The organism is Pseudomonas sivasensis (genome assembly GCF_052938085.1).
In genome coordinates this window covers 5,094,442-5,108,561 of the sequence record NZ_CP176442.1, presented here as the reverse complement: position 1 = coordinate 5,108,561, position 14,120 = coordinate 5,094,442, and the positions used below count along the sequence as shown (strand labels likewise).

General features: G+C 60.6%; 14 protein-coding genes. 5 read left to right on the top strand and 9 right to left on the bottom strand.

Features of this window, described 5'->3' with window-relative positions; translation table 11 throughout:
• Positions 1–63 precede the first annotated feature (63 nt).
• The 4 genes from ACKZ62_RS23555 to ACKZ62_RS23540 are packed head-to-tail and all read left to right on the top strand — an operon-like array spanning position 64 to position 4,824.
• Positions 64–1,575: an efflux transporter outer membrane subunit gene (locus ACKZ62_RS23555; protein ID WP_447095898.1), complete on the top strand. Its 1,512-nt coding sequence runs from the start codon at positions 64–66 to the stop codon at positions 1,573–1,575.
• A gap of 10 nt (positions 1,576–1,585) precedes the next feature.
• Positions 1,586–3,763 carry an FUSC family protein gene (locus ACKZ62_RS23550; RefSeq protein WP_032886340.1) on the top strand — a complete coding sequence of 726 codons (2,178 nt, stop codon included), beginning with the start codon at positions 1,586–1,588 and terminating at the stop codon, positions 3,761–3,763.
• Entirely contained in the window at positions 3,753–3,953 is a 201-nt protein-coding gene (locus tag ACKZ62_RS23545; protein WP_032886341.1) for a DUF1656 domain-containing protein, read from the top strand. The genes ACKZ62_RS23550 and ACKZ62_RS23545 overlap by 11 nt, the downstream gene beginning before the upstream one ends.
• A gap of 10 nt (positions 3,954–3,963) precedes the next feature.
• Positions 3,964–4,824 (top strand): efflux RND transporter periplasmic adaptor subunit, encoded by an 861-nt coding sequence (locus ACKZ62_RS23540; protein ID WP_122680340.1) that lies wholly within the window; start codon positions 3,964–3,966, stop codon positions 4,822–4,824.
• 57 nt (positions 4,825–4,881) lie between these two features.
• On the opposite strand, the gene ACKZ62_RS23535 is transcribed toward ACKZ62_RS23540, so the two are convergent.
• From ACKZ62_RS23535 to ACKZ62_RS23520, 4 genes are all read right to left on the bottom strand, one after another.
• Positions 4,882–5,337, bottom strand: a complete 456-nt coding sequence (locus ACKZ62_RS23535) for a hypothetical protein (RefSeq protein WP_233896964.1) — start codon at positions 5,335–5,337, stop codon at positions 4,882–4,884.
• Positions 5,327–6,253 (bottom strand): Ssp4 family T6SS effector, encoded by a 927-nt coding sequence (locus ACKZ62_RS23530; RefSeq protein WP_050442824.1) that lies wholly within the window; start codon positions 6,251–6,253, stop codon positions 5,327–5,329. The genes ACKZ62_RS23535 and ACKZ62_RS23530 overlap by 11 nt, the downstream gene beginning before the upstream one ends.
• 105 nt (positions 6,254–6,358) lie before the next feature.
• The gene (locus ACKZ62_RS23525; RefSeq protein ID WP_447095897.1) at positions 6,359–6,760 is read right to left on the bottom strand and encodes a DUF4440 domain-containing protein; all 402 of its coding nucleotides are present in this window, start codon (positions 6,758–6,760) and stop codon (positions 6,359–6,361) included.
• Positions 6,760–7,941: an MFS transporter gene (locus tag ACKZ62_RS23520; RefSeq protein ID WP_447095896.1), complete on the bottom strand. Its 1,182-nt coding sequence runs from the start codon at positions 7,939–7,941 to the stop codon at positions 6,760–6,762. Before ACKZ62_RS23520 ends, ACKZ62_RS23525 begins: the two co-directional genes overlap by 1 nt.
• Positions 7,942–8,052: 111 nt before the next feature.
• Here ACKZ62_RS23520 and ACKZ62_RS23515 point away from each other — a divergent pair, with 111 nt between their 5' ends.
• Positions 8,053–8,910, top strand: coding sequence for a LysR family transcriptional regulator (locus ACKZ62_RS23515; protein WP_032886347.1), 858 nt, complete (start codon positions 8,053–8,055; stop codon positions 8,908–8,910).
• Here ACKZ62_RS23515 and ACKZ62_RS23510 read toward each other — a convergent pair.
• From ACKZ62_RS23510 to ACKZ62_RS23490, 5 genes are all read right to left on the bottom strand, one after another.
• On the bottom strand, positions 8,907–9,719 hold the full coding sequence (locus tag ACKZ62_RS23510) for an SDR family oxidoreductase (RefSeq protein WP_447095895.1): 813 nt from the start codon (positions 9,717–9,719) through the stop codon (positions 8,907–8,909). The two genes, ACKZ62_RS23515 and ACKZ62_RS23510, sit on opposite strands and share 4 nt — an antisense overlap.
• A 14-nt stretch (positions 9,720–9,733) precedes the next feature.
• Positions 9,734–10,198, bottom strand: a complete 465-nt coding sequence (locus ACKZ62_RS23505) for a multidrug transporter (protein ID WP_447095894.1) — start codon at positions 10,196–10,198, stop codon at positions 9,734–9,736.
• 459 nt (positions 10,199–10,657) lie between these two features.
• Entirely contained in the window at positions 10,658–12,109 is a 1,452-nt protein-coding gene (locus tag ACKZ62_RS23500) for a mannose-1-phosphate guanylyltransferase/mannose-6-phosphate isomerase (protein WP_032886351.1), read from the bottom strand.
• A 148-nt stretch (positions 12,110–12,257) separates the two neighbouring features.
• On the bottom strand, positions 12,258–12,914 hold the full coding sequence (locus ACKZ62_RS23495; RefSeq protein ID WP_032886353.1) for an alginate O-acetyltransferase AlgF: 657 nt from the start codon (positions 12,912–12,914) through the stop codon (positions 12,258–12,260).
• Positions 12,915–12,930: 16 nt separating this feature from the next.
• Positions 12,931–14,118 carry an alginate O-acetyltransferase gene (locus ACKZ62_RS23490; RefSeq protein WP_032886354.1) on the bottom strand — a complete coding sequence of 396 codons (1,188 nt, stop codon included), beginning with the start codon at positions 14,116–14,118 and terminating at the stop codon, positions 12,931–12,933.
• Between the last annotated feature and the right edge of the window lie 2 nt (positions 14,119–14,120).

Below are 14,120 nucleotides of genomic sequence, written 5' to 3'. Positions count from 1 at the left end.
TTCCTCCCGCCCCCTAGAATTGCGCCACCTTCCCCGCATCACCACCTCAGGAATTCGCTTGCCGTGCCGCGTCGCATCAGCAGAGAGCTGAAGACTCTCAGTGTTTGGGCCTTATCGTTAGCAATCAGCGGCTGCATCGGAACCGGAGGAATCGCCCCCCAAGGCCACGCGTTGAACGCCAATACCCTGGCCACCGGCGAAGCGATCCAGAGCGCCGCCCAGGACGCCCATTGGCCCACCGCACAATGGTGGCAAGCCTACGGCGACCCGCAACTCAACCATTGGGTCGAACTCGCCACGCACAGCAGCCCGAGCATGGCCATCGCCGCCGCGCGGGTGCGAGAAGCGCGGGCGATGGCCGGGGTTGCCGAGTCGGCCGAGTCGTTGCAGATCAACAGCGACACCACCCTCAAGCGCCACAACTGGCCCAAGGATCAGTTCTACGGCCCCGGCGAACTGAGCGGCGCCAACACCTGGGATAACAACTCATCCTTGGGCCTGAGCTACGCCCTCGATCTGTGGGGCCGCGAAAGCAACGCCACCGAGCGTGCCGTCGACCTGGCGCACATGAGCGCTGCCGAGGCGCGCCAGGCCCAGTTGGAATTGCAGAACAACGTGGTGCGCGCCTATATCCAGCTGTCGTTGCACTACGCCAACCGCGATATCGTCGCCGCTACGTTGGCCCAGCAACAGCAGATCCTCGACCTGGCCAACAAACGCCTTGATGCCGGGATCGGCACCCACTTCGATGTAAGCCAGGCCGAAACCCCGCTGCCGGAAACCCACCGCCAACTGGACGCCCTCGACGAAGAAATCGCCCTGAGCCGTAACCAACTGGCGGCCTTGGCGGGTAAAGGCCCGGGGGAGGGCGCGCAGTTGCAACGGCCGAGCCTGTCCCTTGCCGCGCCACTGAAACTGCCGTCCACCCTGCCTGCGCAGTTGCTCGGCCAGCGCCCGGATGTGGTCGCCAGCCGTTGGCAAGTGGCGGCCCAGGCCCGTGGCATCGATGTGGCTCACGCGGGTTTTTATCCCAACGTGGATCTGGTCGGCAGCCTCGGCTACATGGCCACCGGCGGCGGCATGCTGGAGTTTCTGGCGGGCAAGAAATTCAACTACAACGTCGGTCCGGCGATCACCTTGCCGATCTTCGACGGCGGCCGCTTGCGTGCCGAGTTGGGTGAAGCCAGCGCCGGTTACGACATCGCCGTTGCTCGTTACAACCAGACCCTGATCAATGCGCTCAAGGGCATCAGCGACCAGTTGATCCGCCGAGAATCCATGGACAAGCAACAAGGCTTCGCCGCGCAATCGGTGGCCTCGGCGCAGAAAACCTATGACATCGCGATGATCGCCTACCAGCGCGGCCTCACCGATTACCTCAATGTGCTCAACGCCCAGACCCTGTTGTTTCGCCAGCAACAGATCGAGCAGCAGGTCCAGGCCGCGCGTTTGAGCGCACACGCCGAGCTGGTGACCGCCCTGGGCGGTGGCCTCGAAGCAGGCAAGGACGCACCGCAGGACGCCAAGACCCTCCCGAGCAAAACCCCGGCGGCCCTCGCCGTATTCGATCACTGAGTAGGTTGTAATGACTCCCTTGCCTGCACCGCTGCGCTGGCTGCATTCCCTTGAGTGGCGCCGTGGTTTTTTCGACTGGGCACGCAGCGACGGCGTGACCTGGGTGTACATCTTCAAGGTGTTGATCGCCGCGTTCCTCACTCTGTGGCTGGCCATGCGCCTGGAGTTGCCGCAACCGCGCACCGCGATGATCACCGTGTTTATCGTGATGCAGCCGCAGAGCGGCCAGGTGTTCGCCAAGAGCTTTTACCGCTTCCTCGGCACCCTGACGGGCTCGGCGGTGATGGTGTTGTTGATCGCCTTGTTTGCGCAAAACACCGAACTGTTTCTGGGCGCCTTGGCGATCTGGGTCGGCATCTGCACCGCCGGTGCGACGCGCAACCGTAACTTCCGCGCCTATGGGTTTGTGCTGGCCGGTTATACGGCGGCGATGGTTGGCCTACCGGCGCTGGCCCATCCGGATGGCGCCTTTATGGCGGCCGTTTGGCGAGTACTGGAAATCTCCCTGGGAATTATCTGCTCCACGCTGGTGAGCGCTGCGATTCTGCCGCAGACCTCCAGCGCCGCCATGCGCAATGCCTTGTATCAGCGCTTCGGGGTGTTCGCGCAGTTCGTCACCGATGGCTTGCGCGGGCGCAGCCAGCGTGAAGGCTTCGAGGCCAGCAACGTGCGCTTCATCGCCGAAGCCGTGGGCCTGGAAGGGCTGCGCAGCGTTACCGTGTTCGAAGACCCGCATATGCGCCGGCGCAATGGCCGGCTCAGTCGCCTCAACAGCGAATTCATGAGCATCACCACGCGCTTCAATGCCTTGCACCAGTTGCTCGAACGGCTGCGCACGGATGCTGCGGATCACGTGGCGGCGGCGATCAAGCCCGGCCTGCAGGACCTTGCCGAAGTGCTCGATGGGTTCTCCGGTCGCGCATTAACCAGCCCCGATGCGGCACGCCTCGTCAACCAACTGTCGGCCTACAAAGACGGCCTGCCGGCCAAGGTACGCAGCCTGCGCACGGCCTTCCAGGAAGGTGAGCCCACTGAGGCCGAGCAACTGGATTTCCATACCGCCTACGAGTTGCTTTACCGCTTCGTCGACGACCTGCACAACTACGCGCAAACCCATGCCTCACTGGCCGACCACAGCCATGCGCGGGAAGACTGGGACGAAGCCTACACGCCGAAAACCAACTGGCTGGCCTGCGCCGCTTCGGGGATTCGTGCGTCGTTTATCCTGATCGTACTCGGCAGTTATTGGGTGGCGACCGCCTGGCCCAGCGGCGCCACCATGACCCTGATTGCCGCCGCCACCGTCGGCCTGTCAGCCGCCACGCCCAACCCGAAACGCATGGCGTTCCAGATGGCCTGCGGCACCTTGATCGGCGCGTTGGTGGGCTTTGTCGAAATGTTCTTCGTGTTCCCGTGGATCGACGGCTTCCCGCTGCTGTGCGTGATGCTCGCGCCGGTGATCATCCTCGGTGCTTTCCTCGCCTCACGCCCGCAGTACGCAGGCGTTGGCGTGGGCCTGCTGATTTTCTTCAGCACGGGCTCGGTGCCGGACAACCTCACGGTTTACAACCCCTATACCTTCATCAACGACTACATCGCCATGATCATCGGCATGCTGGTGTGTGCGGCCGCCGGCGCGATCATCCTGCCGCCCAACAGCCGCTGGCTGTGGCGCCGCCTGGAGCAGGATTTGCGCGAGCAGGTGGTGTACGCGATCAGCGGCAAGCTCAAGGGGTTGGCGTCGAGTTTTGAAAGCCGCACCCGTGACCTGTTGCACCAAGCCTATGGTCTCGCCGTCGGTCAGCCGCAGGTACAACGTGATTTGCTGCGCTGGATGTTTGTTGTGCTGGAAGTCGGTCACGCGATCATCGAGTTGCGCAAGGAACAAGCGATCCTGCCAGTGCACCCGGCGTATGCCGAGTCCCAGCCGTGGCGCCAGGCGATCCGCGTGATGGGCCGCTCGCTGGTGCGGCTGTTCTTGCAACCCAGCGCGAGCAATCTGGAGCGCGGCCTGATCGCCGTCGACCACGCGATCAGCCGCGTGCAGGCCACCGACGAACCCTTCGCCCCACACTTCGACACCTCGGCGCTGCGCCGGGTGAAGAGCTACCTGCACTTTATCCGCACCTCGTTGCTCGACCCGCAATCGCCGCTGGCGGCCCTTAAAGGATCCCCCCATGCCCCGTGAAATCGCGTTCCACGGCCTCTACATGCCGACGATGACCTTGATGTTCCTGATCGCCGCAGGCCTGGCGTGGGCGCTGGACCGCTTCTTGGCCGGCTTCGACCTGTACCGTTTTTTCTGGCACCCGGCGTTGCTGCGCCTGAGCCTGTTCGTTTGCCTGTTCGGCGCCCTGGCGCTGACCGTCTACCGTTGAGAATGCCCCGATGAAAAAGTTTTTCAGCCTGCTTGCGACCCTGCTGGTATTGGCTTTGGCGATCTGGATTGGCCGCACGTTGTGGGTGCACTACATGGAAACCCCATGGACCCGCGACGGCCGGGTACGCGCCGACATCATCAACGTCGCGGCGGACGTTACCGGCGAAGTGGTCGACGTGCCCGTGCGCGATAACCAATTGGTCAAAAAGGGCGACCTGCTGATGCAGATCGACCCCGAGCACTACCGCATTGCGGTCAAGCAAGCGCAATCGTTGGTGGCCTCGCGCAAAGCCACCTGGGAGATGCGCAAGGTCAACGCCCACCGCCGTGCCGACCTCGACGCCTTGGTGATTTCCAAGGAAAACCGCGACGACGCCAGCAACATCGCCGACTCGGCCCTGGCGGATTACCAGCACGCGCTGGCACAACTCGAAGCGGCCGAACTCAACTTGAAACGCACCCAGGTCGTGGCGGCGGTGGATGGCTACGTCACTAATCTCAACGTGCATCGTGGCGACTACGCGCGCATCGGTGAAGCCAAGCTGGCCGTGGTGGATATGAACTCGTTCTGGGTCTATGGCTTCTTCGAAGAAACCAAGCTGCCCCATGTGAACGTCGGTGACAAAGCCGATATGCAGTTGATGAGCGGCGAGACGTTGAAGGGCCACGTAGAAAGCATCTCCCGAGGCATCTACGACCGTGACAACCCCGAGAGCCGCGAGCTGATCGCCGATGTGAACCCGACCTTCAACTGGGTGCGCCTGGCCCAGCGCGTGCCGGTGCGAATTCACATTGATGAAGTGCCGGAAGGCGTTTTGTTGGCGGCGGGCATCACCTGCACCGTGATCGTTAACCAAACGCCGAACTGAAATGTGGGAGGGGGCTCCCACATTCGATTTTTGTTGATAGGCAGATTGGGCACCGCTTCAGGTTTTTGCGTTCGCTCTGAACTTTCTTCGACGTTTGACCCGCAGCATGCTGACGAATCGGCGGTGGTTTCTTGTATTTAAAATCAGCAGGCAGAACAGCGATTGAAGTAATGGAAATAATGCAAACAAAGTAACCGGGTTGTTTCCCAAGTAGCCTGCTGAAAGCAAGGCGTTCAGTGCCGCGACGCCTGCAAGCAGTGGCGGCCCAGAGCGAAACCCCACCGCCACCAAGGTCAGGCCAATGCACATGGCCAGTAGCAGTGCCATGCTTGCCACGACCGCATATTCGACAGGGAGATAATTTATTCGGGCGTAATACGACAGGCTATGTGACAGGTTGCCTGAAATGCTGACTAAGTTCATTGAGACCCCCATACCCACAGTGAATGCAAAACGTCGGGTGTATCGAGTTAACGTTCGGGGATCTTGCAGGGTGTTGATGTCATTGTTCATGGCTGCTGAACTCTTCATAAATGCCGATAACAATAGGGTTGATATTTCCGGACAGGCCGCTGCCGGTAACTGCCAGAGCGGCACCCACCTGATCGGAGAGTTGAATGAGAAGGTCTTGGCGTAACTGGCCGTTGTTGAAGCGCTTGGGGAGTGTTCCGGCCAACTGCTTTAACCGAATTATTTCGCCAGAGTGACGAGGGTTCTGCAGGCGCAGAACTTCGTATGTCAGCTTTGCGCGTTCCTGTCGGCTCATACGCCTCAAAATGTCGGTCAGGTTGCGGCCTGTCGTATTTTTGATAGTCATGACAGTCTTTACCGTGACAAATGTCGTGCTGCCCGCACCCACCAAAGAAATGCCATCCAAGGCTACGGTCATTGCCTGATACCAACTAAGGCTGTCGTAATAGTCGTTTTCAGATGGGTTGGTTAGTTCTTTGTAGGTTCTCCATATGCCGTTGCCACATTGCAAAGCACTGGCGGCTGCAGCGGTATAAGCAATGTAAGTAATTGCAAGGCTGGAACCTGCACTGATAGGCGCTGACGCGATGCCTACCTTGGCAACGATAATCCCAATCACAGCCCCACTGCATGCCAAGGCCATCCCCGCTGCCTCGCGCCATAGCTGCGACTCGCGCGGTGAGTTTGCCAACCACTGCGCATACTCATCGGCAGTCATCACCGGCCGCGCCACTTCCCGCAGAATCACCCTCTTAGGCCTGATGCTGCACAGCGGCACAAACTCGCGCAGCACCGTCACCTGATAGCCGCTGCCGATATGCACCACACCTGCCCCGACGATGGTCGGGTCGGCATCAATGGTTCGATACAGTTTGGGCAGGTCCAGCAGGCTGGTCAGTCGCTGGCGAGTTGTGGTGTGCGCATCCGGCACCCCGCTTCGCAGGAAATCGCTTGGCATCCTTTCACCTGTGAGTAGACAGAGGTGAAAGATCCTGGGGATAGTTTCCTGGTAATGATGTCGGGCCGTTCGCTATTTTTTGTAGGAGCAGGCCTGTGAGTTATTTCATGGCGCTACATAAGTTTCATGCAAATGCCGCCACAACAGCGCGCCACTCGCCTGCTTCTCAAACACCACGGTCGCGCGGCGATCGGTCCTAGTACCGCTGTCATCCACCTGAAGCTCCCGATAAGTCACCGTGGCCCCGCGCGCATGTCGGTCAATCCCGGTCATTTCACTCAAGGTGATTTTCAATCCCGCGCGCATTCCGCCCAGGCGAGTGAACAGCGCGTTGACCCCGGCGGCATTGACGCGTGTGCCGGTGGCGGGGGCGATCATGCTGAACTCGGGCGAGAAGCGCGCAAGCAGGTTTTGCAGGGTGCCTTCTGGCGCAACCCCGGCAAACCATTGCTCGATCTCGACGTGGGTCTGGATCACTTCTTCAAAAAAATCGCTGTAATCGATCATCAGGGAGACTCACTGGCAGGGTGGAGCAATGTGCGGACCCTGGACGCATCCAGGCGCAGCACTGCAAAAAGAGGCAGCAGGGTCAAGGCTGCTGCAATCGTGAAGGTTAAGGCGTAAGAATCCAAGGCCGACAACAGCGCACTGAGTGCGGCTGCGCCCAGGCAAAAGCTGATTTGCCGATTGATATTCCACAAAGCGCTGGCGTGGCCCATGCGTTCGGCGGGGATGTCGAGAAACGCCAGCGTCTGTGCCGTGCTGCTGCACAAGCTGCCGCCCAGGCCCATCAAGGCGTAGGCCGGAATAATCAGGGCCGGTTCGTTCAACACCAGAATGCCGCTGCATTGCAGCGCCATGCCCGCCATCAGCAACAGTTTTGGCCCACAGCGATTGAACAGTTTTTTGCCGAGGAAAATCGCCAGTGCCGAGGCCATTGCCCAAGGCAGCATCAGCGCGCCGGTTTGGGTGGCGTCGTATCCAAGGTCGTGAAGGTAGAGGATGGCGATCAGGCTGGTGCCGATGAACACGCCGGGAATGAACAAATAGACCAGCATGGCGATTCGCAGCATAGGGCTGCTGACCTGTTTGAAAATACGGCTCACCTCCAGCTTGGGACGTACACGCGTGGGGGTGTCGGGTTTTATCCACAGCTGTGCGAGCAGCAAGGTGATCAATGCCAGCGGCAGGTTGGCATAGAAGATCCAGCGCCAGGAGAGGCTGTCGACAATCAACCCACCCAACGCCGGTGACAGTGCGGGAACCAACAGCGCCACCGACATCACCCTGGCCGTGAGTTGGCTGCGCTCTGCGGGAGGAAAATGCCGATAAGCCATCGCCTGTCCCACGGGAATCAACAGGCCGCCGCCCAACCCTTGCAATAAACGCCAACCGATCAGCGCTTCAATCGAACTCGCCTGCCCCACCATTACCGAAGCCCCGGCAAACAGCAGCAAGCTGACGACCATCAAGCCGCGCTCACCCATCATGGCTGCCAGCCATACGCTGAACGGAATAATCACGGTGAGGCCAAGCATGTAGGCGTTGCCCACCCACGCCAATTGTGTGACCGAGGCGTGCAATTCGCGGGCGATATCCGGGTAGGCGACCGTGGCGACGAACATGTTCACCAGGTCGAGGGCAAAGCCCAGTAAAAAGATCCAGGTGACTTTCGAGGGGTAGGTCATGGGCGCGATCCTGCAAGAGAGGCCGGCAGGGTAGGCGTCACGGCGGGTTTGGGATACGCCGCTTTGGCTGCTACTTTGTCAAAAATATTTTGACAAAGGAGAGCCCGGCTGATGGTAAGCCTGGACCGATTCGATACGTTCAAGGCCGTGGTCGAGGCCGGTTCGCTCACGGCAGCGGCCGATCTACTGGGCCAGACCCGCGCCGTGGTCAGTTTCAACCTCAAGCGCCTGGAAGCTGAACTCGGCGTCACCTTGCTGACCCGCAACACCCGTCAGCTGGCGCTGACCGATGCCGGCGAACGCTTCTACCTGCGTTGCACACGCGTGCTCGAAGAAGCGCAATTGGCCGTGGAAGAAGCCCGCTCGGAGCATGCCCAGCTCAAGGGCACCCTGCGCATCACCACCACAGTGGAATATGCGCTGGCCGTGGTTGCCCCGGCGGTGGAAGCTTTCCGCAGCCAGCACCCGGACTTGAACATTCACTTATCCACATCCTCCACTCACGCGGATTTGATCTCCGAGCGCTTTGATGTGGCAATAAGATTGGGGCGGCTGCTGGATTCCAATCATCGCGCGGTGCAGTTGTCGACGTTCGAGGTGTTTGCGGTAGCGGCGCCAGCGCTTGCCGGGGCGCAAACGCTGGATGAGCTGGAACACATGCCCAAGCTGGGCCATGGCCGTTTGACGGAACTGAGCGTGACCGACCCTTCGGGTGGCGAGCATCAGTTCCGCACCGGGCCCGCTGCACTGGTGGCCGACAGCGCAGCAGTGCTCCAGGCTTTTGCCGTGCGCGGCCATGGAGTGGCAGTCCTGCCGCAATGGCTGGTACAGGATGACCTGGAGGCTGGGCGATTGATCCGCTTGCTGGCAGACCATCGTTTCGCCCCACAGGGGGTTTATGGGGTGTATCCGGACACGCGGCACCTGCCCCTGAAAGTGCGGGCGTTTATTGATTTTATGAAGGGTTAAAGCTTTCCGGCCAAGCCGAAGCGCTTTTTCAATACGGTCTCAAGCAACCCCTTGGGCAACAACGCCGCCATCAACGGCAACGCCCGGCTGCCGTTGCCCGAGCGCAACAGGCGCGGCGGCTGTGGTTGTTGCACCGCCTTGAGCACATCCGCCGCAAACATGCTGGCCGGGGTGGGCTTGTCCTGAGAGGCCTGGCTGCGTGCACGGATACCTTCGCGCAACGGCCACCACGGCGATTTTTCGTTGATCAACAGCTCGGCCTGTGCGCCGGCGTTTTTTGCAAAGCTTGTATCGATGGCGCCGGGTTGCACTTCCATCACTCGGATGCCAAAGGGTGCCAGCTCCATGCGCAAAGCATCGCTCAAGGCATGCACTGCTGCCTTGGAGGCGCAGTAGACGCCGGCAAACGGGGTGACCAATACGCCGGAAACGCTGCCGATATTTACCACCATGCCTTTGCTGCGACGCAGTGCGGGAAAGAACGCCTGGGTCACGCCGACGATGGAAAACACATTGGTCTCGAATTGCCGCTGCATCGCTTCTGTGCCGCCATCGAGCAGCGGGCCCATGGCGCCGTAGCCGGCATTGTTGATCAACACGTCCAACTCCCCCCATTGCTCGGCCAGGTGTTGCAAGGCGGCGCTGTCGTTAACGTCCAGTTGCAGGGCGTTGAAACCGGCGGCGCTAAGAGCGTCGACGTCGTCCTGGCGGCGGGCGCTGGCCCATACGTCGAAGCCAGCAGCCTTGAAGGTATCGGCCAGGGCGCGACCGATGCCGCTGGAACATCCGGTGATGAGTACGTTGGGCATGGATCAGTCCTTTGTCAGTCCGAGAAGCTGCCTTGCAGGTGCTCGGCACGAAATTCCAGGGTTTGCGGGCGGTAACCGGGGCGCAGCGGTGGGGTGGGAAGACAATCGTCCCAAGTCGCGCCGGCCTGCAATTCGCCGGGGCCTCGATAGCGCGGGGCAGCATAGACGTTATCGGCCAGGTTGACCGTGTCGCCCGGCGCATAGGCGGCGACGCGCCAGCGCAGTTCGGTCAGCGGCACGTCGTTGCCGTTGTTCAGCGTCAGTTTCAGCGGGCGGTCGGCGGGGCAGTCCTGCGGGGCGTAGGTGATGCGCAGTTCAAGGCGGGCCAGTTGCGAAGCTTCGCGGTTGTCCAGCCACACCACCCAAACGGCCACGAGACCCAGGCCTGCCAAGGCAGCAAGAGAAACCGGAAGGGCCTTGGCCGGGTAGCGTAGCAGGAGGATCAGCCAGGTGATGATCAGGAGAACGCCGAAGAACATGGAGACCACCTCGAATAGGGAACGAGCATCCTAACTTAAGCGTAGGTGGGATTGGCTACCTTGAGTGCTGTGGTGGGCGTGCCGGCCTCATCGGGGGCAAGCCCCCTCCCACATTTATCCGCGTACAGCACTTTGGAGTGCGGTCGAATGTAGGAGGGGCAAGCCCCCGGCCACATTTATCCGCGTACAGCCTTTGGAGTGCGGTCGAATGTAGGAGGGGCAAGCCCCCTCCCACATTTATCCGCGTACAGCACTTTGGAATGCGGTCGAAGGTGGGAGGGGCAAGCCCCCGCCAGCATTTATCCGCGTACAGCCTTTGGAATACGGTCGAAGGTGGGAGGGGGCTTGCCCCCGATGAGGCCCTCACAGCCAGCGCAAATCCCAAACAAAAAGCCCCCACCCAACCCACTGCGGATAGGGGACGCAATGGGCTGGGTGAGGGCTTCTTGTACGACTGTTTTACTGCGCGATAGTTTTCACCGACACGCCGCGTTCAACCGGCGTCGAGCGACCGTAGATATCTTCAAAACGCTCGATATCGTCTTCGCCCAGGTAGCTGCCCGATTGCACTTCGATGATCTCCAACGGGATCTTGCCCGGGTTGCGCAGGCGGTGCACCGAGGCGATCGGGATGTAGGTGGACTGGTTCTCGCAGAGCAGGAACACGTTCTCGTCACAGGTGACTTCGGCAGTGCCGCTCACCACGATCCAGTGTTCGGCGCGGTGGTGGTGCATCTGCAGCGACAGGCACGCGCCCGGCTTGACCGAGATGTGCTTGACCTGGAAGCGACCGCCCATGTCCACCGAGTCGTAGGAGCCCCACGGACGATAGACTTCGCAGTGGTTCTGGGTTTCGCTGCGGCCCTGTTCGTTGAGGGTGTTGACCATCTGCTTGACGCCCTGGACCTTATCCTTGTGGGCAATCATCATCGCGTCCTTGGTTTCCACCACGACGATGTTTTCCAGGCCGATCACCGACACCAGTTTGCCGTTGCCGTGGATCATGCAGTTCTTGCTGTCCTGGATCACCACGTCGCCCTTGGTGACGTTGCCGTTGGCGTCTTTATCGTTGACCGCCCACAGCGAAGCCCAGCAACCCACGTCGCTCCAACCGGCGCTCAGCGGTACGACGCAGGCGCGTTGGGTTTTTTCCATCACGGCGTAGTCGATGGAGTTGTCCGGGCAGCAGGCGAAGGTGGCTTCGTCGAAGGACACGGTGTCGGCATCTTGCTGGCTGCGTTCCAGGGTCAGCACGCAGGTGTCGTAGATGTCCGGATCGTGCTTTTTCAGCTCTTCCAGGAAGCGGCTGGCGCGGAACAGGAACATGCCGCTGTTCCAGAAATAACCGCCGCTTTTGACGAACTCGACGGCGCGTTTTTCATCGGGTTTTTCCACGAACTGCTGCACGCGGCTAACGCCTTCGGGCAGCAGCGAATCGTTGGTGGACTTGATGTAGCCGTAGCCGGTTTCCGGACGGGTCGCCGGTACGCCGAAGAGCACCATCTCGCCACGTTCGGCAGCCACGGTGGCCAGGGCCAGGGCGCGTTGCAGGGCTTTCTGGTCGTCGATCACGTGGTCGGCAGGCAACACCAGCATCAGCTCGTCACGGCCTTCGTTGACCAGCATCATCGCGGTCAGGGCCACGGCCGGCGCGGTGTTGCGACCGAACGGTTCCATCAGGATGCGTTGGCATTCCAGTTTACGGTTGGCCAGTTGCTCGTTGACGATGAAGCGATGGTCCTTGTTGCAGACCACGATCGGGGAGTCCATGCCTTCGAACACCAGGCGTTCCAGGGTTTGCTGGAACAGCGTGTGCTCACCGGTCAGGGCCAGGAATTGTTTTGGGAACTGTTTGCGGGAAAGCGGCCAAAGACGTGAGCCGCTACCACCGGAAAGGATTACTGGGATCATGTGTTTCTCCTTGAATCAATTGGGTCAGAGCCTGTGGGAGGGGGCTTGCTCCCGATGGCGGTGATTCAGTCAGCACATCTGTTACCGAACCACCGTATTCGCGAGTAAGCCCGCTCCCACAAGGGGGAGCGTCAATTTCAAAAGCTAATCAGCGGGTCGACACCGGGCGCTTGACCCAAACTGGCGACAAGCTCGAACCCGAGCCGGTGACATACAGCACCGCCGCTTCACCACGTTCCAACGCAACCGGCTTCACATCGCCGACTTTCTTGTCACCGTCATACAACGCCAGGCTTACTTTCACCGGGTTGATTTCGCGCTCGCCACGGCCTTTGGCAGCCACCGACTTGACCACATCAGTCTTGCCATCGGCGGTCTTCAGGGTCAGGGCCTTGTCGCTGAGATTCTGCACGCGCACCAGAGACTTTTGCTTGTTCTTGAACGGCGGTTCCTCGATCAGTTGAGGTTGGCCGCTGCCGCTGTTGACCAAGGTGTAATAGTGATCGGCGGCGAGTTTGACCGGCAGGCTCTGGCTACCAACCTTGGCGCTGTAGTCACCGCCCGGCATGAAGCTGAAGTCGCTGCTGGCCAGTGGCGCAACCTCGTTGAGATTGGTGTTGCCGACGGTGGCGCTGACTTCCTGGTTGCTGGCGTTATAGATACGTACGAAGCTCGAACCTTTTGGCGCGGTAGGGCCGTAGAGCGCGGCATCACCACCGGCGAAGGCGGACAGGGATACGAAGCTCAGACCGGCAGCAATAGCCAGGGTTTTAGCGAGACGACGAGGAGTTGTAGTGAAAGTCATGTGAGTTACCTCTCTTTCAGTTTTGCGCCCGGTCGGGCGTCTCGGATTTCTGATTTTTAATAGCTGGGGTGTTCAGTGCCATGTTCTGTTGGCGCGAACCGGCTTGTTTAAGTTGCGCAACCCACGCGGGGTCGGCATCACCGATTTCGTTGTTTACGGGCAGATAACGTTCAGGAAACTCCCAGATCAGCACCTGTGGCGGGCTGTTCTTGAAGTCATCACTTTTCAGGTAGCTGAGCATCGGCAGGATCGGGCCGTGGCCGTCTTCGGAGTAGTTGATGACGTCGCTGCCCAAGGCTTGCTTGAGCGCACCGACAAAGTTCCAGTTCGGGTTGGCGCTGTAGCTGGTGCCCACGAGTGCCACGGGGGTTTCGCTGTCGGCAAACAGCGCGTCGTCGCCTTTGGTTTCGGCCAGGTGCGTGACGCGTTTTTCCAGCGGTTCTTTGGGCGGCATCAGGTTTTCGAACAGCGGGTCCAGGGGCAGGAACAGACGCAGGTCGCCTTTGTGCGGCTCGGTCTTTTCAGCCTCGGTGACAAAGCGCTGTGGCTCGCCGTGGAGCGGGGTCTTGTCGGCAATCGCCTTGGCCAATTGCTTGGCGGCGACTTCGGCACCGTCCGGTGTCCAGTGGGTGTCGGTGCGCAGGAACACTTGCTTACCGCTCAGCTTGGCCTGTTGCAACGGGCCGAGCAGGTCGGGAGCAGGGATGTTGTCTGCGGCAACACGAGCATGGAAGTCCTGGTACAGATTGGCGTGGATGCTCGCCGGTTTTACTTCACCCAGGTGTTCCGGGTACAGGCGCACCTTGGCCGGCACGATGGCCATCACCAGTTGGATGCCTTGGGCTTTAAGCTTCTGGCGTACGCCTTCGACCAGCGCGTAGTTGCCTTGCAGGTTCTGGTCTTCGTTGACGGCGGGGTTGAACTCCTCGTCGCTGTACAACCAGTGATCGCGGCCCAGCACCACGCCAGGGCGGCCTTCATTGAACAGCTTGTAATCCAGCGCCGCCCAGAGGTTGGTGCCGAGGCGCTTGATCGGGAACTCGTCGTCGTAGTGAGTCTCGACGGCCTTGGTCCAGCGGCCGTTGAGCACCGTGGCCTCGGCGTTGGTGCTGAAGCCAAAGAAGCTACGCAGCGACCAGGCGCCCAGGGCCAACAGCAGCACCATGAACAGGCTGATATAGAGGACGCGTAATGAACGGGTCATGG

What these genes read in the sequence shown, in the direction of transcription:
- ACKZ62_RS23550 (WP_032886340.1), top strand. Translation starts at nt 1,586, where the DNA reads ATGACTCCCTTGCCTGCACCGCTGCGCTGGCTGCATTCCCTTGAGTGG.
- ACKZ62_RS23545 (WP_032886341.1), top strand. Translation starts at nt 3,753, where the DNA reads ATGCCCCGTGAAATCGCGTTCCACGGCCTCTACATGCCGACGATGACC.
- ACKZ62_RS23540 (WP_122680340.1), top strand. Translation starts at nt 3,964, where the DNA reads ATGAAAAAGTTTTTCAGCCTGCTTGCGACCCTGCTGGTATTGGCTTTG.
- ACKZ62_RS23535 (WP_233896964.1), bottom strand. Translation starts at nt 5,337, where the DNA reads ATGAACAATGACATCAACACCCTGCAAGATCCCCGAACGTTAACTCGA.
- ACKZ62_RS23530 (WP_050442824.1), bottom strand. Translation starts at nt 6,253, where the DNA reads ATGCCAAGCGATTTCCTGCGAAGCGGGGTGCCGGATGCGCACACCACA.
- ACKZ62_RS23525 (WP_447095897.1), bottom strand. Translation starts at nt 6,760, where the DNA reads ATGATCGATTACAGCGATTTTTTTGAAGAAGTGATCCAGACCCACGTC.
- ACKZ62_RS23520 (WP_447095896.1), bottom strand. Translation starts at nt 7,941, where the DNA reads ATGACCTACCCCTCGAAAGTCACCTGGATCTTTTTACTGGGCTTTGCC.
- ACKZ62_RS23515 (WP_032886347.1), top strand. Translation starts at nt 8,053, where the DNA reads ATGGTAAGCCTGGACCGATTCGATACGTTCAAGGCCGTGGTCGAGGCC.
- ACKZ62_RS23510 (WP_447095895.1), bottom strand. Translation starts at nt 9,719, where the DNA reads ATGCCCAACGTACTCATCACCGGATGTTCCAGCGGCATCGGTCGCGCC.
- ACKZ62_RS23505 (WP_447095894.1), bottom strand. Translation starts at nt 10,198, where the DNA reads ATGTTCTTCGGCGTTCTCCTGATCATCACCTGGCTGATCCTCCTGCTA.
- ACKZ62_RS23500 (WP_032886351.1), bottom strand. Translation starts at nt 12,109, where the DNA reads ATGATCCCAGTAATCCTTTCCGGTGGTAGCGGCTCACGTCTTTGGCCG.
- ACKZ62_RS23495 (WP_032886353.1), bottom strand. Translation starts at nt 12,914, where the DNA reads ATGACTTTCACTACAACTCCTCGTCGTCTCGCTAAAACCCTGGCTATT.
- ACKZ62_RS23490 (WP_032886354.1), bottom strand. Translation starts at nt 14,118, where the DNA reads ATGACCCGTTCATTACGCGTCCTCTATATCAGCCTGTTCATGGTGCTG.